The sequence below is a fragment of the Massilia sp. DJPM01 genome, assembly GCF_030348125.1.
Classification (GTDB): domain Bacteria; phylum Pseudomonadota; class Gammaproteobacteria; order Burkholderiales; family Burkholderiaceae_D; genus Telluria_A; species Telluria_A frigida.
On sequence record NZ_JAQOZV010000001.1, the window covers coordinates 153,413 to 173,978 of the forward strand.

The following is a 20,566-nucleotide window of genomic DNA, read 5'->3' on the forward strand; positions in this document are numbered from 1 at the left end:
GCGCCGCATAGCGCGTCGCATGGTTGGCGGGATGGGATGGGATGGGATAGGCAAGTGCATGCCGCCTGCGGGGCGGGGAACTGCGCACTACAAACAAACTGCGCGCAGCCTCAGTCCCCATGCCGACGCTTGGCCAGGCGGCCTATGGCAGTTTGGCGCGCACGACACCCTTATCCACAGTCACATACAAACGGCCCTCCGCATCCATCGCCAGGCCCATTGGCGCTCCCAGCCCACCGGGCAACTCGCCGGTTTTGGTCTGCGCTTGCCCGGCCACGCCCAGGACCGTGGTGACCACGCCGGCGGGCGTGATCTTGCGAACGGTCGCATTGCCGCGGTCGAGCACGAACACATTGGCGGCCTTGTCCACCACCAGCTGGGTCGGCTGATTGAAGCGTGCAGCCGCACCGGTGCCGTCGGCGCTGCCCGCCTGCGTCACGGCGCCGGCAAACATGCTGGCGCTTCCGGTCGGGGTGACCTTGATGATGGCATGGCGGGCCGTGTCGGCGATGTAACCGTTGCCCGCACTGTCGACGGCCAGGCCGCCATCGTTACGGCCCAGCCGTCCCGCTGTCGCGCCAAGATCGGCGGGATAGGTATAAGTAAATGGGCCACGCGGGTCGTACCCGCCGTTCCTGTAGCCCGATTCCTGCGAATACACGACCCGCCCGCTGCCGTCGGGATTGACGGTCTGCCAGCCATTGAAGCTCACGCCGAAATAGCCCACGCCAGGGGTGCTGGACGGGGCATAGTCGCCGGTCCCGTAGGCATGAAGCACGCCGTCCGGGCCGATTGCCAGCGCGACCGGACGCTGCGCGATGGTGGTGGGCAGCGCGCTGTAATTCGCATGGGTCGGCGTATCCGCCAGGAGGATCGTGCCGACCACGCCAGCGGCGCTGATCGAACGGATGACGCCATGAGAATAGGACGAGTCCATACCGGACATCTCGAGCGCATACAGGGTCTGGCTGGTGGAATTGAAAACCAACTGAACGACTTCTCCCGGAGCCACTGCGGCGCCCTCGCCGATATAGGTGCTGGTTCGATTGATGAAGGGAGAAACCGTACCGGTTTGCGACATCTTCACGACTTCAATGACTGCCCCCGTGATGACCGAGGATGGCAGTTGTTCCGGCGAACCGTTGCCGACGTAAATCGTGCCCGATGCATCGACCGCAATACCACCCGGCTTGAACTGCTTGCCGACCATGCTTTCGCCCAGCAGCTTGACTGGTGGTTCGGGCGGCGGCGGCGGTGGCGGGACGGGCGCAGGTGTGCTGTCGGAAGAGCCATTGCAGGCGCTGAGCAAGAGGCCCGCAATAACCAGGCACAGGGGATGGATTCGGAAGGAACGAAGGATCGGGAACATGGCTGCCATCTGAAAGGTTTTAGGAAAATCATTATTGCATGATATATATCAATAAACCATGCGCCCGGTCCGATGATCCTCGCATTCTTCATACATCGCTCTCTGGCGGTGCCCGACAAACTGCCCGATTACCCAAGCCGCATATGCTCAAGCACGCCCCCATCCGTATTCTCGGCACAATCGCCCTCCTCGCCGGCGTCATCGCCGTGCCGCTGTACGCCAGCGACAAGCCCAAGCACCCGCAAGCGCCGTCGGCAAGCGTGCCCTACTCCCAGACCACAGTCACTTTCGCCAACCCAGGCGGCCCGGACCACCTGGCCGGCACCCTGACCGTGCCTCCCGGCACCGGTCCGTTTCCGGCCATCGTCATCGTTCCCGGCTCCGGCCAGGTCAACCGCGACGGCGACCTGTTCGGCCACCAGTTCTACCGTGTCCTGGCCGACGACCTGACCCGGCGCGGCTTTGCCGTGCTGCGCAGCGACAAGCGCGGCGTGGGTGCATCGAACGGCAGCTTCGACACCGCCACCACCGCCGACTTCGCCTCCGACATCGAAGCGGGCGTGGCCTTCCTGCGCAGCCGCAAGGACATCAACCCGCAGCGCATCGGCCTGGTTGGCCACAGCGAAGGCGGCATCATCGCGCCGATGGTGGCCGGCAAGGACCCGCGCATTGTGTTCGTCGTGATGATGGCCGGAAACGGCATTCGCGGCGACCAGATGCTGCTCGACCGCACCCGCAAGCGGCGCATGGCCGGCAAGAGCGCCACCGAGACCGAGCGCGAACTGGCCCTGCAAAAGGCCGTCTTCGCTGCCGTGACCGCCGACGCAACGCCCGCCGAGCGCGAGAGCCGCGCCCGCCAGTTGTATCTGGACGCGCGGAAGAATTACGGCCGCGCCTGGTCGCCGGACGAGCTAGCACCCCTGCTCTCGCCGTGGATGCGCAGCTTCCTGGCATCGGACCCGGTGCCGGTGCTGCAGCGGCTGCGGTGCGCCATCCTGGCCCTGGTCGGCGAAAAAGACCAGGTGGTCATGGCCGACGAAAATATCCCTGCGCTCACCCGTGCGCTGGCCGGCAACCCGAATGCCAGCGTCAAGCGCCTGGCGGGCTTGAACCATTTCTTCCAGAGCGCCGGCAGCGGCGCGTTGTCGGAAGTGGCCAGCATCGAGGAAACCATCGCCCCAAGTGCGCTGGAGCTGATCGGGTCGTGGGCCAGCCTGCACGCGCAACCCTAGCCATCACGGGCGCCTGACGCCAGATCCGGGTCGGCGTCGAACAGCGCCGTCAGCCAGCCGGCGAACGCGGCCAGCTTGGGCGCCGCCATCCGCCCCTGCGGGTACAGCAGCGACACCGGCATGGGCGTGGGCGGCGTGTCCGCCAGCACCTGCACCAGCGAGCCATCGGCCAGGTGCTTGCGTACCTGGTAGGTGGCGACCTGGGTCAGCCCCAGCCCCTGCAGCGCGCAGATGAGGTTGGCGCCGGCATCGTTGACCGCAATCGGGCCGCTGATGGCGATGCGCGTCACCGCCTCGCCCACCACGAAATCCCAGTCGAAGGGCCGCCCCGTGCGCGCCGAAAAATGTACCACGCTGCGATGCGCATGCAGATCCGCAATGCTCTGCGGCACACCATGGCGCGCCAGATACGATGGCGCGGCGCAGGTGACAAAGCGCATCTCGCCAATCTGGCGCCCGATCATCGAGGAATCCTGCAATTGCCCCACCCGCACCGCACAATCGATGCCATCCCGAATCATGTCGACCAGGCGGTCGGTGATGCTGATGCCCAGTTCGACGTCGGGATACGTCTCATGAAAGGCGGCAATGTGCGGCAGGATCACGTGCCGCGCCACCGCCGACGGCAGGTCGATCCGCAGCTTGCCCTTGGGCCGGGTCGAGCCGGCGCCGAAAAACGCTTGCTCGGAGGCGTCGATCGCGGCCAGGATCTCGATGCAGTGGGCGTAGTATTGCGCGCCGTCAGGCGTCAGCGAGAGCTTGCGCGTAGTTCGCTGAAGCAACTGGCGGCCGAGAAAGGCTTCCAGGTTCTTCATCGTTGCCGTCAGCGAAGCGCGCGGCAGGTGCAGGCTTTCGGCCGCCCGCGAAAAGCTGTTCGCCTCCACGATCCGCACGAAGGTTTGCATTGCTTTGACCTTGTCCAAGCGTGTTCTCCGGTCGATTGTTCATATAATGTGAAAAGTATAGGCGCATTATGCGCATATAATCAGCCGGACGGTTTTGTCTACAATGTCTTCAGTTCAACGCAAGTTGATTTTTGAGGATGCAATATGAAACCGAACACCCAACACGCAGGCGATATCTCGTCCGGCATGGTGCTGCTGCTGGCCGTCGCCGCCGGCCTGATCGTGGCCAATCTGTATTACGCGCAAACGCTGGTGGGGCCGATCAGCCGCGCCACCGGCCTGTCCGCCGGGGCCGCCGGCCTGATCGTCACCCTCACCCAGATCGGCTACACCGTCGGCCTGCTGTTCATCGTGCCGCTGGGCGACGTGCTGGAAAACCGCCGCCTGGTGATCGGCGCGCTGCTGCTCACCGCCATCGCCCTGCTCAGCGCGGCCTTCAGTACCACCGGCTGGGTGTTCCTGGCGGCGGCGCTGGCCATTGGCCTGGGTTCCGTGGCCGCGCAAATCCTGGTCCCGATCGCCGCCCACCTGTCGCGCGAAGCGACGCGCGGGAAGGTGGTGGGCAATGTGGTCAGCGGGCTGCTGCTGGGCATCATGCTGGCGCGCCCGGTCGCCAGCCTGGTGGCCGACGCCAGCAACTGGCATGTGGTGTTCGGCGGCGCCGCCGTGCTGATCCTGGTGCTGGCCGCCGTGCTGCGCGTGAAATTGCCGCAACGCATGCCGACCTCGTCGCTGCCCTACGCGCGCCTGATCGGCTCCATGTGGACCCTGTTCAAGACCACGCCGCTGCTGCGCCGCCGCGCCGCGTATCAGGCTGGCTTGTTCGGCGCGTTCAGCCTGTTCTGGACGGTGACGCCGATGATGTTGGCTGGCCCGCAATTCCAACTGTCGCAGACGGGCATCGCGATCTTTGCGCTGGTCGGCATGGCCGGCGCGATCGCCTCGCCGATCGCCGGGCGCCTGGCCGATGCCGGCAAAACGCTCCCGGCCACCGGGGTGGCATTGACGCTCGGGGTGATTGCCTTTGCCCTGCCCTTGCTCATTCCGGCTTCGCGCGACCTGGCGCTGGCAGTGCTGGTGCTCGCTTCGATCATCCTGGACATGGGGGTGGCAGCGAGCCTGGTGCTCGGCCAGCGCGCGATTTTCAGCATGGCGCCGGAGGTGCGCAGCCGCCTGAACTCGGTGTATATCGCGCTGTTTTTTGCCGGCGGCGCGCTCGGATCGGCGCTCGGCGGGTGGGTGTTCGCCGCCCATGGCTGGCACGCCGTGTTGCTGGCGGGGATGGCTTTTCCAGCGCTGGGCCTGGGCCTGTGGCTGTCGGAACTGCGGCCGCTCGCGCTCGCCGAAACGAGCAAATGAACCATGGCCTACCACAAACCTTGCGCGCTGGCGAGCGAGCGCGATAGACGCAGATCGCGTCGCGTGCGCGCCAGGCGCCTACGCTTCAAGAGTACGCCGCCTTTGTTCCTGCGGCGACAGGCTAGTCCGGTGGCCTCGACACCGGGCACCAGTTTCCCTCCCCCATATCAGTTGGCCGCCGGCGTGACGTGGTCGTTCATGTACGGCATCGGCACCCAGCGATAGCCGTTGCCATCGGCGCGCAGGTGGCCCACCCCCGGGAAGGCGATGTGGTCGCCCGCCACCCAGTATTTCTCCCTGGCCGCTTCGGCAAACGCGCGCTTGCGCTCGGCCGCTGCCGCCACCGGATCGACATCGAACACGATGGTGACCGCCGGGTCCGGCAACTGCACTTCGGCCACGTGCAGCAAATCGCCCCAGAACACCAGCTTCTCGCCGCCGCTTTCCAGTGCGTAAAAACTGTGTCCCGGGGTATGGCCGTAGCTAGGCACCGAGCGCAGGCCGGGAGCGAGCTGGGTGGCGCCGTCGAAAGGCTTGACCTTGCCCGCATCGACATACGGTTTCACCTTCATCAGCGCCTCGTCGAAGTTCTTGCGCTTGCTGTCGGGCGCCTTGGCGCGGTTGACGGCGCTCATCCAATAATCCAGCTCGCGCGCATCGAGGTGCAGCGTAGCGTTGGGAAACACCATGCGCTTGCCATCCATCAGCCCACCCGTGTGGTCGGTATGGATATGCGTGATCAGGATATCGGTGATCTGCCCGGGCTGGTAGCCGACCGCCTTCAGGGAGTCCACCAGTTTGTTCAGCGTCGGGCCGTACAGCTCGCCGCTGCCGGTGTCGACCAGCACCAGCCGCTTGCCGCTTTCGATCAGGTAGGCGTTCACGGAAGCATGGACATGCGTCGACTGGAAGCTTGCCGCCAGGCTTGATGCAACTTGCCCGGGCGCCACGTTGGTCAGCAGGTCGCCGGGCGGAATCGCCAGGGTGCCGTCGGACAAGGCCGTCACGTTCACGGTGCCCACCTTGACATGGTAATAGCCGGCCTGGGCCTTCGTCATCTTGCTCACTGGTGCGCTCTGGGCCATGGCGTGCGGCGCCAGCGTGCCGAACGCAAGGAAAGCGGCGGCGATATAGGCGGTCATGGTGTTTCTGTTCATGGTGCATCCTTGAAAGTATCGAAGCGATCATATTTATTTCACTTTCATTGATACATGGGCTAAAAATACAATGTCTCTCTTCGCAGCGTTGATAATCGGATGATCGACAACATCCTCGACCTCAGCATTTTCGCGCGGGTGGTGCAGACCGGCAGCATGACCGACGCCGCCGGCGAACTCGACTTGTCGCTGGCGGTGGTCAGCAAGCGCATGGCGGCGCTGGAAGACCGGCTCGGCGTGCGCCTGCTTAACCGCACCACGCGCAAGCAAGCGCTCACACAGGAAGGCGCGCGCTTCCACCAGCGCTGCATCCGCATCCTGGCCGAGGTGCAGGATGCCGAGGCCGACATGACCGACAGCCGCACCAGCATCGCCGGCCTGCTGCGGGTGGGCGCGCCGCGCGGCTTCGGGCGCCGTTACCTGAGCGGCATCGTGGCCGCCTTCCAGCGCCAGCATCCGGCCCTGTGCATCGAACTGAGCCTGGACGACGCCTTCGTCGACCTGGTCGAGTCCTCCATCGACGTGGCCCTGCGCTTCGGCAACCTGAACGATTCGAGCATGATCGCGCGGCCCATCGCCACCGGCAACCGCATCATGTGCGCCTCGCCCGGCTACATCGAACGGCACGGCGAGCCGCTCGTGCCGGACGAGCTGGTGCGGCACGCCTGCATCGTGTACCGCGCCGATTCGACCCGGCATTGGGTAGTCGAGCGCGATGGCAAGCCGGTGACGGCGGCCATCACGCCCACTTTCTTCTGCAACGATGGCGATGCCGCCCAGGCCATCGCGCGCGAAGGCGGCGGTATTTTCTACAAAGCGCTGTGGGATGTAAGCGCCGACCTGGACAACGGCTCGCTGGTGCGCGTGCTCAAGGACTACAGCGCGCCGGGCGAGCCGCTGCAAGTGGTGTACCCGCACGCGCTGCACCTGTCGCCGCGCGTGCGCCAGTTCGCCGACTTCGCCATCGAACGGCTGCGCGCGGAGCTGCCCTGAGGCGGCCTGGCGCAAGCCGGGCGGTGCTTGCGGCGCGGCCTGTGCCCGGCCATCTTGATTATTTGCCAAGCCGTGCGGGTAGAATGCATGAACGGCAAGCGCGTCGATGCGCGCCCGCGCGTCCAATCCATCTTCTTTAACGAAAGCATGCCATGCGCACTCTCCTCAGCTGTTCCCTGCTTGTCGCGGCGGCCTTGGCCGGAAGCGCCTGCGCGCGTGCCGCCGCGCCGCCCGCCGCCAACGAGCAGGCCAATCTGGAGCGCGATGCCCAAGGCAAGGTCGATACCGACGCCATGTTCGCCTTCATGCGGGCCCGCAGCGCGACCAAGGGCCAGGCGCTGAGCGACAAGAAGGTGGCGTGTTACGGCATACCGCGCGCGCAGTTCCTGGCGGCGGTCGATGCCTCGCTCGTGACCTGCTATGCGCAGATCGCGCCGCAGCACAGGCCGCGCATCCTGCCCGAAAATGCCATTCCCGCAGTCGGCCTGTGCGCGCGCAAGGCGCTGCTGGCAGGACTGAAACTGGACCCGGACACGGCTAACGCCTGCATCGCCACGTCAGATTAAGCCGCCTCCCGGCCGACGCCAATCGGCCGGCGTGCTCAAGGAAAGCGCAAGCAATGACGATAACACGCCAGGCGGCGCTGCGGCCGGATGTTGCAAATTTGGCCACACCATCAACATTTGTCACAAGATTGAAACTATTGTCATGCATACTATTTGTTGCCATGAGCTTGAAATCAGAAGTCAATTTCCTGCCATCACCGCTCTCTGATCGACCAGTGCACAAATGGGTGCCGGCCCACCCGGCACCTTCCCTTGAGGTATGAAACAGGAGAAGTAAATTGACCAAATCACTCTTTGCTCTGCTTTTGTTGTCCCAGTCGCTGTGCGCATTCGCTTCCGAGCAGTCCAGCTGCACGGCGAACAAGGGGGCCTATATCACCGGCACCGTGATCAGCGCGCCCAAGTTCGCGGCCGCATCGAGCACCATCGACGGCGTGAAACTGTCGCACACCCGCCTGAACCTGCGTGCCGACCAGGATGGCAAGACCTACGATGTGGCCATGGATAATGTGTACGCCATCGACTACGTGAAAAACGCATCCACCATGCCGACCTCGCTCGCCGCCATCAAGGTCAACGACCGGCTCGGCCTGTGCGGCAAAAAATACACCAGCGGCACCGGCATCCACTGGGTGCACAGCAATTGCGGCGACGTGCCCAGCAGCTCGGCGCCGAACGGCTGGGTGAAAGTGATTGCGGCTTCCGGTTCGGTCAGCGCCAGCAAAATGCGCAGCCAGAACTATTGCTACCTCTGGGATTGAAGCACCAACCCGCTGGCGCCGTGCGGACCGTTCCGCATGGCGCCGGCATCGTCGAGTGAGCTGATGAATGCACGCCTGCCCCTGTTGATCTGTCTCGGCCTCGGCGCCGCCAGCCTCGGCGTCTGGCTGGCCACCGGCATGCCGGCTGACAACGCCGCAACGCCGGTGGCGGCCGCCCGCCCCGCAGCGGCCACGCCGGCCCAGCCGCGCTGGTTTGCGGCGCTGCCCGAGGCGGGCGCTGCGCGTCCGGGACCGGGCATGCTGGCCGATAAAAAGGCCACCGTCTACGGCCGCAACGGCCGCATCGTCGACCTTGGCGGCTTGAGCATCGCCCAGTACATCGGCACGCGCATCGCGGCCGCGCGTAGCGGCGACGCCAGGGCCGCCTACGATGTGTACCAGGCCGTATCGGTATGCGCAGCCAACGACGATCCGGTGGCCGACTACAACGATCCGGCCGACCTGGCCGCCTTCCAGCGCGAGCGCAAGGAGCTCACCGCATTGTGCGCCGGCATGTCGCCGGCCCAGGTACAGGAACGGCTGGGCTTTCTGAACCTGGCGGCACGCTCGGGCAACAAGGCGGCGCAGATCGATGTGTACATGGAAGGCCCGTACGGACGCAGCGTGGACCTGACGCAAAACCCCGACGACCCCATCGTCAATCAATGGAAAGACGATGCGCTGGCTTACCTGAAACAGGCCGGCGACCAGTGCGACCATGTTGCGCTGGCCTTGCTGTCGACCGTGTACGACGCCGGCCAGATCACGGCGCGCGACTTGCGCACCTCGATGGCCTACAGCATTGCCGCCGCCATACCGCGCCAGCGGCCGGTGACCCAGGAACAATTGCGCGACCGCTTTGGCGAGGGGTTGTCGGCCGACGATTTCTCCGGCGCGCTCGCGCTCGGGGAACAGCTGGGAAAACAGGCGTGCCCGGCGCGGTAGCGCGCGTGCTGCCGCAGCGCTAGCGGCTGTCCTTGACCGAGATCTCGGCCAGCGTCTTGCCGTCGGCGCTCACCAGGCAGCGGGCCTGCAAGGTCGAGGCAATATTCATTTCGTTCTTGGCGGAGAATTTGAGCGTCACCTCCAGTTGCCCATTGGCGCCGTGCGTGACCGGGCTCGGTGCGTCGCTGACGTAGGAAATCGATTTGCTGTTGGTGGCGCGCGCCTCGATGGTGTCCATGCAGGTGCGGCGGGCGGCGGCCTCGAGCGGGTTTTCCGCTACGGCGCTCTTGCCGCAGGCCACAAGGGCCAACATGATTGGTAGCAGCTTCAGTATGTTCATCGTGTCCCCGTTAAATTGAAAAAATCATACATGACCCTGCAAGCCGCCGGCAAGTCCCCGCCTTGCCCGCCGGCCCTGTGACGTAAAGACAATCACCACATGTGACGGAAAAGCACGTAGAATTGCAATTTAATCAATCAAGATCAATTCAACAACCTTGAAAGTCCATTCTGTATGAACCACGCCCTGATCCGCCGCCTGCTCGCCATCGCACTGACCACGGTTTTTGCGAGTGCACAAGCACAACAGCCCGAGGCGACGCCGCAGGAACTCGCCGACCTTGAGAGCGCCGCGCCAAATCTGGTCGCCGCTATCGAATGCAAAAGAAAGCTGGTCTATTCGGATGCGGTAAAGGCGTTCGTCAAGGATCCGAACAGCTTCGAGAACATTATCCTGCCGGCGCCCGTGAGCATTTTCGGACTCAGGACCGTGGTGATCGGTGTGACCGAAGACGATGGTAACGGGGGCGGCGGCTACGTTGCCAAGTTCAGCAACGTGTCGCTGAAAGAAGTCGCCAAGGCGGCCAGGGTCAAGGCGCCGTCCTATAAACGCGTCGTCAAGGGTGGCGGCATGATCGAAGTGGGCAGCGAAGACAATGAAACGGTCTACATCACCTGCGTGCGCGGCGCCAGCGACGACTGATGTCGCGCCCTCAGGCGCACGCCACGCCACCCCCGCCCGAGAATGCGCGCGAGCTGCTGCGCGGGCGCGATGCCGATGTCGAGGACCACGCCGGCTTCGTCGGCCTGCAGTGGTTCGAGGTCGCGCAACTGGCTCTCGAGCAGCGATGGCGGCATGTAGTGACCGGCGCGCGCGCGCATGCGCCCGGCGATCAGTTCGCGCGCACCGTCCAGGTGGACGAAGCGCAGCGCCGGATCGCCCTGGCGCAACAGGTCGCGGTAGCGCCGCTTGAGCGCCGAGCACGACACGACCAGGCCGGCACCGCGTGCGCGGGCCTCGCCAATCTGCTCTTGCAGCGTTCCCAGCCAGCCGGCCCGGTCGTGATCGTCGAGCGCGATGCCGGCGGACATCTTGGCAACATTCGCGGCCGGATGAAACTGGTCGCCCTCCACAAACGGCACACCGAGCGCATGCGCCAGGGCTTGCCCGAGCGTGCTCTTGCCGCAACCGCTCACCCCCATCACCACCCAGCGCATCCCGTTTCCGTGCTTGCCGTCCGCATTGATCATTTTGCTGCCCAGGTAAAAGTTAGCGCTAACATCGCCCTCAAAGTCTAGCGAAACGGGGGGATTTGTAAAGCGCTTTTGCTCCCGTACGCAATCGCCGCCCTCCTTGTCCAGGCCAAACGCTGTCGCCATCTCCCGAGTTGTAAACAAATTCTGTGGATAAGTGTGTTAACAAGCATGGCGCGAGCGCGCCAAGTCATTGCTTTTAAAGGGAAAACTACCCATTGCGTGGTTTTTTGGCAGTGTGGACAGTTACTCCATCGCGTAGAGTTGCAAACAGAATCTGTGGATAAGTTTGTTAACAAGCCCGCCAACCCTGCCCTAAGTCCTTGTTTATGAACAAAAGAATGCCACTGCGCGCTTTTCGGGCAATGCGGCAGAAGATGTTTCGCGTGCAACTTGCAAACAGCACCGGGTCGCGCCCGGCCGCGCGCGCATCCATCCTGGCGTGAAGTTCATGGCGCCGAAGATGGATCGGAAAAACGGGAATCCTCGCTTACGGTTGCGGCCTGAACAGATTGACGATGCTGGAAAAGTCAAGCTGGCCGTGCCCGCCTTGCTGGTGAAGCTGGTACAACTGAGCCGCCAGGCTGCCCATCGGCGTCGCTGCCTGCGCGCTGGAGGCGGCCTGTTGGGCCAGTCCCAGGTCCTTGAGCATCAGCGCCGAACCGAAGCCCCCGCCATAGCCGCGCGAGGCCGGCGCCGACGCCATCACGCCCGGCCACGGGTTGTACAGTTCCAGCGCCCAGTTGCGGCCCGAGCTTTTGGACATGATGTCGGACAATACCTTGGGATCGAGGCCGTGGGCAACGCCCAGGTTCAGCGCTTCGGCGGTCCCTGTCATCAGCACGCCCAGCAGCATGTTGTTGCAGATCTTGGCGACCTGGCCGGCACCTGCGCCGCCAGCGTGAAAGATATTCTTGCCCATGGCGCCCAGCACGACACGCGCACGCTCCAGTGCGGCAGCTTCGCCGCCCACGATGAAGGTCAGCGTGCCGGCGGCGGCCGCGCCGGTTCCGCCGGAGACAGGGGCATCGAGCATCGCGAATCCGCGGCCGGCGGCGGCGGCCGACACTTCCTTGGCGACGCCGGCGGCGATGGTACTGCAATCGATCAGCAGGGCTTGCGGCGGCGCCGCATCCAGGACGCGGCCGGCGCCCAGGTACAGGTCGCGCACGTGTTCATTGGCCGGCAACATCGAGATGACGATGTCTGCCTCACTGACCGCATCGGCCGCGTTGGCCGCGCCGCGCGCGCCGGCGCTTGCCAATCCATCGATGGCTACCGCCGACACATCGTACACCGACAGCGGATGGCCCGCGCGCAGCAGCCTGTGTGCCATTGGCGCGCCCATGTTGCCAAGTCCGATAAACGCAATGTGTTGCATGTATTTCTCCGTTGAAATTGGGGGCTTGCGTCGTCAGTCCAGGTCGGCCAGGGGATGGCGTGCCCAAGGGGACTCGAAGCACTGCGCGAGGTCCTGCAGCGCGGGAGGGCGCCATTGCGGCGCGCTGTCTTTGTCGATCAGCAGCGCCCGCACACCCTCGGAAAAATCCGGATAAGCGCAGCAGCGCACGGCCACGGTCAGTTCCAGGCGCAAGGCGTCGGCCAGCCCCAGATGGCGTGCGCGTTCCCGCAGGGACCAGGCCAGCGCTGCCGAAAACGGCGAGCCGCCCGCCAGGCTCTTGGCGGCAGCTTGCAGCCATGCCGCCTCGCCGTCGTACGCGACGATCGCCGCGACCACGCCGGCCAGTGCGCGCGAGCGCGTCATGGCCTGGATGGCGTCGAAGTGGATTCGCGTCTGCGCCGGCGGCAGGGCCGGGGCCGCATCCGCAAACGCGCGCAACAGCAAGTCCAGCGTGACGCCGGCATCGGCCTGGGCCGTCCAGTCGGCCTGGCATAGTGCATCCAGGATCCGCCCGCGCTCCTGCTGCGCGATGGCATAGTCGGCCAGCCCGGTGAACAAGGCATCGGCGGCATTGAGCGGTGCGCCGGTCAGGCCGAGAAACAATCCGCAACGGCCCGGCATGCGTGGCAAGAACCAGCTGCCGCCCACGTCCGGGAACAAGCCAATCGAAATTTCCGGCATGGCGATGCGCGTCGTTTCCGTGACCACGCGGTGGCTGGCGCCCGCCATCAGTCCCAAGCCACCGCCCATCACAATGCCGCCGCCCCACACCAGCACCGGCTTGGGGTAGGTATGGATGCGATGATCGAGACGGTATTCCTCGCTGAAGAACGCCAGGGCGACCGGATTGGGCATCGCATCGGCTTGCGCCAGGAGCGCCTGGCGCAAGCTGCGCACGTCGCCGCCGGCGCAGAACGCCTTGTCCGTGCTCGATTGCAGGACCACGCAGGCGATCGACGGATCCGCCGCCCAGCGCACCAGGGCCCCCTCCAGCAGCCGTATCATGTCCAGCGTCAGGGCATGCAGGGATGTGGGGACGTCCAGCGTGGCCAGTGCCACGCGCATTCCGCCCGCGCCCGCGCGTTCTTCCAGCCGGACCGGGAGAGCATTGGTGTTCATCTCAGCCATTTTTCCAGCTCGCTTCACGTTTATCCAGGAAGGCTTGCACGCCCTCCTTCTGGTCTTCGGTATCGAACAGGCTGACGAAACGCTCGCGCTCGAGCGCCAGGTTGTGCTGGGCCGGCAGCGTGCGGCCAGCCTGGATCAGGGCCTTGCAAGCGGCGACGCTGGCGGGGCTCTGGCGCGCCACCTTGGCCGCCAGGGCCAGCGCGCAACCGAGGCCTTGCCCGCTCGGCACCACTTCCTCCACCAGGCCGATCGCCAATGCCTGCGCCGCGCCAATCCGCTCGCCGCACAGGATCATCCGCTTGGCCCAGCCCTCGCCCACCAGGCGCGCCAGGTTCTGGGTGCCCCCGGCGCACGGCAGCAAACCGACTGAAGCCTCGGGCAGAGCCATGTGCGCATGCTCCTCGGCGATCCGAATGTCGCAGGCCAGCGCGCATTCGAGTCCCCCGCCCATGGCGTAGCCGTTGATCGCGGCGATGGTCACGCCGCGAAAACCCGCCAGCGCCTCGAAGGCCTCGCCGAAGCGCTGCGCCATGCGGCGCGCCACGGCCTGGTCGCCATCGGCGAACAGTTTCAGGTCGGCGCCGGCGGAAAAGAATTTGGCGCCGGCGCCGGTGATGACCAGGGCGTAGATGTCGCGGTCCTCCTGCAGGTCATTGACCAGGCCGGCCAGGGCTGCCAGGCTGTCCTCGGTCCAGGTATGCGCCGGCGGGTTGTGCAGCGTGATTTGCAGCGTATGCTGGTGCCGTTCGATGCTCAGGTTGGTATAGGTCTTGTTCATGTCAGGGTCTCCGTGGCGCCGTCACGCAGGATGGCCCTGGCGATGATCAGACGCATGATTTCATTGCTACCTTCGAGGATTTGATGCACCCGCGTGTCGCGCACATGGCGCTCCAGCGGATATTCGCGCATGTAGCCATAGCCGCCGTGCAACTGCAAGGCATCGTTGGCGACATTGAAGCCGGCGTCAGTGGCGAAGCGCTTGGCCATGGCGCAATAGGCGCTGGCATCCGGACTTTCCATGTCGAGCTTCCAGGCCGCCAGCCGCACCAGCTGGCGCGCCGCCACCAGCTCGGTGAGCATGTCGGCAAGCTTGAACTGCAGGGCCTGGAATTGCGCCAGCTCGCGGCCGAACTGGACGCGTTCCTTCAGATATGACCGCGACCTGTCCAGCGCCGCCTGGGCGGTGCCGATCGAACAGGCGGCGATGTTGATGCGGCCACCGTCCAGGCCCTTCATGGCCAGGGCGAAGCCCTGCCCTTCGTGGCCGAGGCGGTGATGGACGGCTACCCTGACCGCATCGAAATGAATGGCGCACGTGGGCTGGCTGTTCCAGCCCATCTTGCGTTCCGGCTGGCCGTAGCTGATGCCCGGCGTGTCGGCCGCGACCGCGAATGCCGAAATCCCGCCCGGACCGGCGGCGCCGGTGCGCGCCATCACCACCAGCAGATCGGTGCGGCTGGCGCCGGAAATGAAGGCCTTGGCGCCGTCGATGACATACACGTCGCCAGCGCGCACCGCGCGCGTTTGCAGGGCGGCGGCATCGGAGCCGGCCTGCGCTTCCGTCAGGCAGTAACTGGCCAGCCTGGCGCCGCTGGCCAGCAGCGGCACCCACTGTTCGCACAAGGCCTCGCCGCCCCAGCGCGCGACCATCCAGGTGGCCATGTTGTGGATGGTGAGATAGGCCGTGGTCGAGGTACAACCTGCCGCAAGTTCTTCGAACACGATGGCCGCATCGAGCCGCGACAGCCCCAGCCCGCCCCAGCGCTGCGGGGTGTAGAGGCCGCAGAAACCCATCTCCCCTGCCTTGGCGATGGTGGCGCGGCAAAAATAGGCATCGGCGTCCCAACGCGCCGCGTGGGGCGCCAGTTCGCCCTGCGAAAAGGTGCGCGCGGCGCGCTGGAACGCGCGCTGCTCGTCGTTGAGATCGAATTCCATGGCGTTATGTCAGGTTGATCGTGGTATTGACCTGCCCCACCGACGCCGCGTCCGCGAACCAGCGCTGGGTAATGGTCTGGGTCTGGGTGTAGAACAGCACCACCTGTTTGCCGAACGGTCCCAGATCCCCCAGTTTCGAGCCGCGCGAACCGGTAAAGCTAAACAGCGGAACCGGTACCGGAATCGGCACGTTGATGCCCACCTGGCCGACGTCGATCTCCTCCTGGAACTTGCGTGCCGCCGCGCCGCTTTGGGTGAACAAGGCGGTACCGTTGCCATTCGGATTGGCGTTGACCAGTCCGATCGCCTCGTCCAGGGTCGCGGCCGACACCACGATCAGCACCGGGCCAAAAATTTCATCGTCGTAGACCTGCATGCCCGGCTTGACGTCCGACAGGATGGTCGGACCGATGAAATTGCCATTCGGATAGCCATCGACGCGGATCGCGCGTCCATCCAGCACCAGGGTGGCGCCTTGCTCTACTGCCTTGGCCACCATGGCCAGTACACGTTCCCTGGCGGCGCACGAGACCAGCGGGCCCAGATCGGGATTATCCTTGCCGGCGCCGACCGACAAGCGGCGCGCTTTCCCGACCAGCTCCGGCAGCCATGCCTGGGCCTCGCCCACCAGCACCGCCACCGACGCGGCCATGCAGCGCTGGCCGGCGGCGCCGAACGCGGCGCCAAGCAACTGGTTCAGTGTCTGTTCCTTGTTGGCGTCAGGCAGTACCAGCGCGTGGTTCTTGGCCCCCATCATGCACTGGGCGCGCTTGCCGGCCAGCGTGGCGCGCTGGTAGACATGGGTACCGACCCTGGTCGAGCCGACAAAGGAAATGGCCTTGATATCCGGATGGTCGCACAGCGCGTTGACCACCTCCTCGCCGCCATGCACGACGTTCAGCACCCCGGCTGGAATGCCGGCTTGCAAGGCCAGCCGCACCAGTTTCACGGTGACCAGCGGATCCTGCTCGGACGGCTTGAGCACGAAGGTATTGCCGCAGGCGATAGCCATCGGGAACATCCAGAGCGGAATCATCGCCGGGAAATTGAAGGGCGTTATGCCGGCGCACACGCCGAGCGGCTGCAGCACGCTGTAGGTATCGACGCCACCGGCGACGTTTTGCGCGAACTCGCCCATCTGCAAGGTACCGATGTTGGCCGCGTGCTCGACCACTTCCAGTCCCCGGAAGATGTCGCCCTCGGCGTCGAGCAGGGTTTTCCCTTGTTCGGCGGTCAAGGTCGCCGCGAGCTCGGCCATGTTGTCGCGAATCAGCTGCTGCAACGTCAGGAAGATGCGGGCACGGGCGCCGATCGGCGTCTTGCGCCATGTCTTGAAAGCGCGCTGCGCCGCCGAGACCGCCTGCGCCACTTCCTGCGCAGTGGCGAACGGTACCCGCGCCAACACTTCCTGGGTGGCGGGATTGATTACCTCGCGCCACACGGTGCTGCGCGATTCGACCCATTCGCCATTGATCAGCAGCGGCACGGTTGGGATGGTGATATTCGGTAAGGCCATATGCGATCTCCAGCAGGTTGGACAGCTGAACTACTTGCGTTTTTTGCCATTTGTTTGCATTATTCGCTCATTCCCGGAGAGCGTGAAGGAGTAAAAGTGCGAGGAATTGCGAAGAAAAACAAGAGGGTTTGCGAATGTTGCGAAGATTGCACCGCGCAGAAACATGAGTAAGGTATTCATGGGAGTCCGGCTGCAGCGCCTGCGCGAAGAGCGCAAGATGACGCAAGCGGCGCTGGCCAAGACGCTCGGCATCTCGCCGAGCTATCTGAACCAGATCGAACGCAACCAGCGCCCGTTGACGGTGCCGATCCTGCTGCGCATCGGCAGCGTGCTGGAAGTCGATCCGCAACTATTTTCGGAGCACGACAGCGCCAGCCTGGTGGCCGACGTGCGCGATGTCCTGGGCGAGCTGCCCGGCAACCAGGCCACCTCGCTCGCCGAGCTCAAGATGCTGGTCGAGAATATGCCGGGCGTGGCGCGCGCCATCCTCCAGCTGCAGCGCCGCTACCGCTCGGTGGCGGAGCGCGCCGAATCGCTGGAGGCGCAATTCGACAGCAGCGATGGCAAGCAAAGCGTGCTGCCCCCTTCCGCCGACGAAGAGGTCAGGGATTACCTGAACCGGCGCCAGAATTACATTGGCGAGCTGGACGAAGCAGCGGAGCGCATCGGCGCGCTCAGCCTGGAAGCCTTGCGCTCGCGCCTGCTGCGGGTATCGGGGGTCACGGTCCTGACGGGGACGGACGAGGACATCCTGCTGCGCAAACGCCGCTACGATCCGCACCAGCGCGTCCTGTGGCTGGCGGACTCGATGAACCCCGGCCAGCAAGCGTTCCAGATCGCCGCGCAACTGGGACTGCTGGAATACTCCGGCCTGATCGATGCCCTGATCGTCCAGTCAGCGCTGTCGAGCGAAGCTGCGCGCAAGGGTGCCCGGCTGGCGCTGTCGAACTATTTCGCCGGCGCGGCACTCATGCCGTACACGGCATTTTTGCGCGCGGCGGAAGCGAGCGCCTACGATATCGACATGCTGGCGCACCAGTTCGGCGTCGGCTTTGAAGCCGTGTGCCATCGCCTGAGCACCATGCAGCGCCCCGGCTGTAGCGGGCTGCCCTTTTTTTTCGTGCGCGTCGATCGCGCCGGCAATGTCTCGAAGCGCCAGTCCGCGACAGCCTTCCATTTTTCCCGCGTCGGCGGCACTTGTCCCTTGTGGATCGTGTACGAGGCTTTCAGCCAGCCGGGCCGCATCCTGCGCCAGATCGCCCGCATGCCGGATGGAAGTACCCATCTCTGGATCGCGCGCCAAGTCGTTTCGGGACCCGCGGGTTTTGCCGCCCCCAGCAAATCATTTGCGCTTGCGCTGGGCTGCGACATCTCGCAAGCGCACAGGCTGGTCTATGCGAAGGGCCTGGACTTGCACGATCCAAGCGCTGCCACCGCCATTGGAACCGGCTGCAAGGTCTGCGAACGGCGCGATTGTCCGCAGCGCGCATTCCCATCCATCCTGCAAGGAAACGCATGAAGCTTATCGACCTGGCCGGCAGCGTCAAAGGGCGGCGTGGAAAACCGGAGCGCAACCAGGCGCTCTGGCGCAAACAATGCCAGCCCGCGTCCTGCGCGCGTTTCCGGCAATGTGGACCACAGATGCTTCGAGTGCAACTTGCAAACAGAAACTGTGGATAAGTTTGTTAACAAGCCGGACGCACGCGCGCCAAGTCCTTGCTTTCAAACACAAATCTGTGCGTGCGTGCTTTTCGGGCAGCGCTTCAGGGTACCAGCTGCAAGGGCAGTACCGGACCGACTGTCATCCCGCCTGCCTTGATGGCGGCGTTGAGCGTATCGATGCGGTCCTGCATGGCCGGATGCGAGGCCGTGTAATGGGACAAGCCGGCGAAGGCCTCGTCCTCGTCCTTGAGGGCGGCAAACAGCTCGGTGGCGCCGCCGGCGTGACCGTAGCGGCAGTTCAGGATGCGCAGGGCCGTGGCATCGGCGGCGGCTTCGCGCGTGCGCGAATAGCTTGCCTGCCCCAGGTGATTGACGGGCGCCAGCAAGTCGCTCAGGCCCGAGTCGCTCCCCGTCAACAGCGTCGATATCCCGAACAGCACGATGCCGCGCCCCATGGACCGCAAATGGTCGCGCTGGGTGATGTGCGCCAGTTCATGCGCCAGCACGAAGGCCAGCCCGTTCTCCGAGCGCACCTGCCCCAGCAAGGCGCTGAAGACGATGATATTGCCGCCCGGGACCACCGCCGCGTTGGGCGTGTCCGACTTGGTCAGGCTGACCTTGGCCGGCAGGCGCAGGCCGGCGCAGCTGCGCATGCTGTCGACCAGGGCCTGCAGGCGCACCTGCTGCGCCTGTTCGGCGGGCGCGGTGTCCATCACCTGCGCCGGCAGCAGCGCATACAGGCGCGCTTCGCTTTCGTGGCTGAGCCGGTCGACCACGGCGTCGACCGCCAGCCCGAGCAGCCAGAACAATAGCACCGTGCCCGCCAGCAGCCACCCCGCGATGGCGGCGACATCCTTCAAGGGGTGCTCATACGACACATTGTCGTTATGTTCGGGCAGCGAGGGCTGGTATTTCATGGCGTGCTCTTACTTGGCGAAATAGATGGCGGTGCCGTAGGCCAGCACTTCCACCGAGGAAACGCTGCCCGGCGTCTTGCCGGAAATCGACATCGCTTCCAGGCGCAGGTTAACGATCTCGTGCGCGTCGGGACAGCTTTCCTTGAGGCGCAGCACCGCTTCGCGGCGGGCACGGTCGATCAGCGTTTCGTGCGACTTGACCGCCCCGCCGACGAACGAGCGCAAGCCCAGCACAGCCTGCTTGAAGTAATCGATCGAGACGACCACGTTGCCATATACCAGCTCGCTGCGTTCGACCGGACGGGCCGGGTCGAGCAGGGTCTTGAGCGAGGTAGACGGCAGATGCAGCCACGCTTTTTCGCGGCTGTGGATGGAGCGGTAATGCTTGGCCTCGGCGGCGCGGCCGAAGATATAGCCGATCACAACCAGCCCCAGCCACAGTCCGATGGCGACTAATTCACCCATTGTGTCAGCCCACGGTGACGGCGGTGCCGTACACATAGATTTCGGCAGCGCCGGCAGCAACGGACGAGGTCGAAAAACGCACGTTGACGATCGCATTCGCGCCCATCTGGGTAGCTTGTGCCTGCATGCGTTCGATCGCACTGTCGCGCGATTCGTTGAGCAGTTCGGTGTAGCCCTTGAGCTCGCCGCCGACGATGTTTTTCAGGCCGGCCATGATGTCGCGCCCGACGTGCTTGGCCCGCACCGTGCTGCCCGATACCACGCCGTGGCAGGTGAGGATGGACTTGCCCGGGATGGTTTCGATATTCGTCATTAACATGGATTAACTTTCTTGCTACTTTGGATGGGCATTAATTATAGTTGCAAACTTGCTAATTTCAAAGCTTTTCGGCATCGCCGCCCTACCCAAGGCGCATGCGCACTGGGCAAAAACACAACAGCTTCGATGCGCCAGCGAGCGCCGCTCCACGTCCGGACGCAGCAGCTTATGCGAACCACATGCACCGGCGTTGCTGGCCTGGCGCCTTGCGCCCCTGTGCCACGGGGCGCCGCAGCGCCCTCTGCCCGGAAAATCGCGCCGCCAGCTGGCCAAGGAAACTATTGAGCTTTCGCCACGTTGTGCGTACAGTGGAAAACTTGTTAAATACTCACATGCGTCAGACAGGGAAAACAACATCCATTATTTACCCGGACGACCTCCCAGCCTGCCCTGCCCTGGCGC

At 64.8% G+C, this 20,566-nt stretch carries 21 protein-coding genes; 8 read left to right on the forward strand and 13 right to left on the reverse strand.

Annotated features, from left to right (window positions below; translation table 11 throughout):
* Positions 1-142 precede the first annotated feature (142 nt).
* The gene (locus PO883_RS00635) at positions 143-1,369 is read right to left on the reverse strand and encodes a hypothetical protein (protein ID WP_289308057.1); all 1,227 of its coding nucleotides are present in this window, start codon (positions 1,367-1,369) and stop codon (positions 143-145) included.
* A gap of 143 nt (positions 1,370-1,512) precedes the next feature.
* Between PO883_RS00635 and PO883_RS00640 the strand changes: the two genes are divergently transcribed.
* Positions 1,513-2,601 (forward strand): S9 family peptidase, encoded by a 1,089-nt coding sequence (locus PO883_RS00640; protein ID WP_289308058.1) that lies wholly within the window; start codon positions 1,513-1,515, stop codon positions 2,599-2,601.
* On the opposite strand, the gene PO883_RS00645 is transcribed toward PO883_RS00640, so the two are convergent.
* Positions 2,598-3,524, reverse strand: a complete 927-nt coding sequence (locus PO883_RS00645) for a LysR family transcriptional regulator (RefSeq protein WP_289308059.1) — start codon at positions 3,522-3,524, stop codon at positions 2,598-2,600. The two genes, PO883_RS00640 and PO883_RS00645, sit on opposite strands and share 4 nt — an antisense overlap.
* A 126-nt stretch (positions 3,525-3,650) precedes the next feature.
* Between PO883_RS00645 and PO883_RS00650 the strand changes: the two genes are divergently transcribed.
* Positions 3,651-4,865: an MFS transporter gene (locus PO883_RS00650; protein ID WP_289308060.1), complete on the forward strand. Its 1,215-nt coding sequence runs from the start codon at positions 3,651-3,653 to the stop codon at positions 4,863-4,865.
* A gap of 167 nt (positions 4,866-5,032) precedes the next feature.
* On the opposite strand, the gene PO883_RS00655 is transcribed toward PO883_RS00650, so the two are convergent.
* On the reverse strand, positions 5,033-6,022 hold the full coding sequence (locus PO883_RS00655; RefSeq protein WP_289308061.1) for an MBL fold metallo-hydrolase: 990 nt from the start codon (positions 6,020-6,022) through the stop codon (positions 5,033-5,035).
* A 99-nt stretch (positions 6,023-6,121) separates the two neighbouring features.
* Here PO883_RS00655 and PO883_RS00660 point away from each other — a divergent pair, with 99 nt between their 5' ends.
* The 4 genes from PO883_RS00660 to PO883_RS00675 all read left to right on the forward strand — a co-directional run bounded on the left by PO883_RS00660 (position 6,122) and on the right by PO883_RS00675 (position 9,287).
* On the forward strand, positions 6,122-7,015 hold the full coding sequence (locus PO883_RS00660; protein ID WP_167090213.1) for a LysR family transcriptional regulator: 894 nt from the start codon (positions 6,122-6,124) through the stop codon (positions 7,013-7,015).
* Positions 7,016-7,167: 152 nt separating this feature from the next.
* The gene (locus PO883_RS00665; RefSeq protein ID WP_289308062.1) at positions 7,168-7,581 is read left to right on the forward strand and encodes a hypothetical protein; all 414 of its coding nucleotides are present in this window, start codon (positions 7,168-7,170) and stop codon (positions 7,579-7,581) included.
* 278 nt (positions 7,582-7,859) lie between these two features.
* Positions 7,860-8,342 (forward strand): hypothetical protein, encoded by a 483-nt coding sequence (locus PO883_RS00670; protein ID WP_289308063.1) that lies wholly within the window; start codon positions 7,860-7,862, stop codon positions 8,340-8,342.
* A gap of 63 nt (positions 8,343-8,405) precedes the next feature.
* On the forward strand, positions 8,406-9,287 hold the full coding sequence (locus PO883_RS00675) for a hypothetical protein (protein ID WP_289308064.1): 882 nt from the start codon (positions 8,406-8,408) through the stop codon (positions 9,285-9,287).
* A 19-nt stretch (positions 9,288-9,306) separates the two neighbouring features.
* Here PO883_RS00675 and PO883_RS00680 read toward each other — a convergent pair whose 3' ends face one another.
* Positions 9,307-9,600 (reverse strand): hypothetical protein, encoded by a 294-nt coding sequence (locus tag PO883_RS00680; RefSeq protein ID WP_167090220.1) that lies wholly within the window; start codon positions 9,598-9,600, stop codon positions 9,307-9,309.
* A gap of 201 nt (positions 9,601-9,801) precedes the next feature.
* Here PO883_RS00680 and PO883_RS00685 point away from each other — a divergent pair, with 201 nt between their 5' ends.
* Entirely contained in the window at positions 9,802-10,269 is a 468-nt protein-coding gene (locus tag PO883_RS00685) for a hypothetical protein (RefSeq protein WP_167090222.1), read from the forward strand.
* Here PO883_RS00685 and PO883_RS00690 read toward each other — a convergent pair.
* The 6 genes from PO883_RS00690 to PO883_RS00715 all read right to left on the reverse strand — a co-directional run bounded on the left by PO883_RS00690 (position 10,233) and on the right by PO883_RS00715 (position 16,801).
* Positions 10,233-10,769: a gluconokinase gene (locus tag PO883_RS00690; RefSeq protein WP_167090292.1), complete on the reverse strand. Its 537-nt coding sequence runs from the start codon at positions 10,767-10,769 to the stop codon at positions 10,233-10,235. The genes PO883_RS00685 and PO883_RS00690 overlap by 37 nt on opposite strands.
* Positions 10,770-11,310: 541 nt before the next feature.
* On the reverse strand, positions 11,311-12,219 hold the full coding sequence (mmsB, locus tag PO883_RS00695; protein ID WP_289308168.1) for a 3-hydroxyisobutyrate dehydrogenase: 909 nt from the start codon (positions 12,217-12,219) through the stop codon (positions 11,311-11,313).
* Positions 12,220-12,234: 15 nt separating this feature from the next.
* The gene (locus PO883_RS00700; protein ID WP_289308065.1) at positions 12,235-13,341 is read right to left on the reverse strand and encodes an enoyl-CoA hydratase/isomerase family protein; all 1,107 of its coding nucleotides are present in this window, start codon (positions 13,339-13,341) and stop codon (positions 12,235-12,237) included.
* 1 nt (position 13,342) lies between these two features.
* Complete coding sequence (locus PO883_RS00705; RefSeq protein ID WP_289308066.1) at positions 13,343-14,128, reverse strand: enoyl-CoA hydratase; 786 nt, start codon at positions 14,126-14,128, stop codon at positions 13,343-13,345.
* Positions 14,125-15,285 (reverse strand): acyl-CoA dehydrogenase family protein, encoded by a 1,161-nt coding sequence (locus PO883_RS00710; protein ID WP_289308067.1) that lies wholly within the window; start codon positions 15,283-15,285, stop codon positions 14,125-14,127. Before PO883_RS00710 ends, PO883_RS00705 begins: the two co-directional genes overlap by 4 nt.
* A 4-nt stretch (positions 15,286-15,289) precedes the next feature.
* Entirely contained in the window at positions 15,290-16,801 is a 1,512-nt protein-coding gene (locus PO883_RS00715) for a CoA-acylating methylmalonate-semialdehyde dehydrogenase (protein ID WP_289308068.1), read from the reverse strand.
* Between the two features lie 163 nt (positions 16,802-16,964).
* Here PO883_RS00715 and PO883_RS00720 point away from each other — a divergent pair, with 163 nt between their 5' ends.
* Positions 16,965-18,320 (forward strand): short-chain fatty acyl-CoA regulator family protein, encoded by a 1,356-nt coding sequence (locus PO883_RS00720; RefSeq protein ID WP_289308069.1) that lies wholly within the window; start codon positions 16,965-16,967, stop codon positions 18,318-18,320.
* Positions 18,321-18,564: 244 nt separating this feature from the next.
* On the opposite strand, the gene PO883_RS00725 is transcribed toward PO883_RS00720, so the two are convergent.
* From PO883_RS00725 to PO883_RS00735, 3 genes are read right to left on the reverse strand one after another with little or no spacing between them, the layout of a single operon-like run.
* Positions 18,565-19,380 carry a M48 family metallopeptidase gene (locus PO883_RS00725; protein ID WP_289308070.1) on the reverse strand — a complete coding sequence of 272 codons (816 nt, stop codon included), beginning with the start codon at positions 19,378-19,380 and terminating at the stop codon, positions 18,565-18,567.
* 9 nt (positions 19,381-19,389) lie between these two features.
* Entirely contained in the window at positions 19,390-19,845 is a 456-nt protein-coding gene (locus PO883_RS00730; RefSeq protein WP_289308071.1) for a YbjQ family protein, read from the reverse strand.
* Between the two features lie 4 nt (positions 19,846-19,849).
* Positions 19,850-20,164 (reverse strand): YbjQ family protein, encoded by a 315-nt coding sequence (locus PO883_RS00735; protein ID WP_167090228.1) that lies wholly within the window; start codon positions 20,162-20,164, stop codon positions 19,850-19,852.
* Positions 20,165-20,566 lie beyond the last annotated feature (402 nt).

Excerpts from the sequence above, each read along its gene's own strand:
- PO883_RS00635 (WP_289308057.1), bottom strand. The coding sequence starts at position 1,369 with ATGTTCCCGATCCTTCGTTCCTTCCGAATCCATCCCCTGTGCCTGGTT.
- PO883_RS00640 (WP_289308058.1), top strand. The coding sequence starts at position 1,513 with ATGCTCAAGCACGCCCCCATCCGTATTCTCGGCACAATCGCCCTCCTC.
- PO883_RS00650 (WP_289308060.1), top strand. The coding sequence starts at position 3,651 with ATGAAACCGAACACCCAACACGCAGGCGATATCTCGTCCGGCATGGTG.
- PO883_RS00655 (WP_289308061.1), bottom strand. The coding sequence starts at position 6,022 with ATGAACAGAAACACCATGACCGCCTATATCGCCGCCGCTTTCCTTGCG.
- PO883_RS00660 (WP_167090213.1), top strand. The coding sequence starts at position 6,122 with ATGATCGACAACATCCTCGACCTCAGCATTTTCGCGCGGGTGGTGCAG.
- PO883_RS00665 (WP_289308062.1), top strand. The coding sequence starts at position 7,168 with ATGCGCACTCTCCTCAGCTGTTCCCTGCTTGTCGCGGCGGCCTTGGCC.
- PO883_RS00675 (WP_289308064.1), top strand. The coding sequence starts at position 8,406 with ATGAATGCACGCCTGCCCCTGTTGATCTGTCTCGGCCTCGGCGCCGCC.
- PO883_RS00680 (WP_167090220.1), bottom strand. The coding sequence starts at position 9,600 with ATGTTGGCCCTTGTGGCCTGCGGCAAGAGCGCCGTAGCGGAAAACCCG.
- PO883_RS00685 (WP_167090222.1), top strand. The coding sequence starts at position 9,802 with ATGAACCACGCCCTGATCCGCCGCCTGCTCGCCATCGCACTGACCACG.
- PO883_RS00690 (WP_167090292.1), bottom strand. The coding sequence starts at position 10,769 with ATGGGGGTGAGCGGTTGCGGCAAGAGCACGCTCGGGCAAGCCCTGGCG.
- PO883_RS00700 (WP_289308065.1), bottom strand. The coding sequence starts at position 13,341 with ATGAACACCAATGCTCTCCCGGTCCGGCTGGAAGAACGCGCGGGCGCG.
- PO883_RS00705 (WP_289308066.1), bottom strand. The coding sequence starts at position 14,128 with ATGAACAAGACCTATACCAACCTGAGCATCGAACGGCACCAGCATACG.
- PO883_RS00710 (WP_289308067.1), bottom strand. The coding sequence starts at position 15,285 with ATGGAATTCGATCTCAACGACGAGCAGCGCGCGTTCCAGCGCGCCGCG.
- PO883_RS00715 (WP_289308068.1), bottom strand. The coding sequence starts at position 16,801 with ATGGCCTTACCGAATATCACCATCCCAACCGTGCCGCTGCTGATCAAT.
- PO883_RS00720 (WP_289308069.1), top strand. The coding sequence starts at position 16,965 with ATGAGTAAGGTATTCATGGGAGTCCGGCTGCAGCGCCTGCGCGAAGAG.
- PO883_RS00725 (WP_289308070.1), bottom strand. The coding sequence starts at position 19,380 with ATGAAATACCAGCCCTCGCTGCCCGAACATAACGACAATGTGTCGTAT.
- PO883_RS00730 (WP_289308071.1), bottom strand. The coding sequence starts at position 19,845 with ATGGGTGAATTAGTCGCCATCGGACTGTGGCTGGGGCTGGTTGTGATC.
- PO883_RS00735 (WP_167090228.1), bottom strand. The coding sequence starts at position 20,164 with ATGTTAATGACGAATATCGAAACCATCCCGGGCAAGTCCATCCTCACC.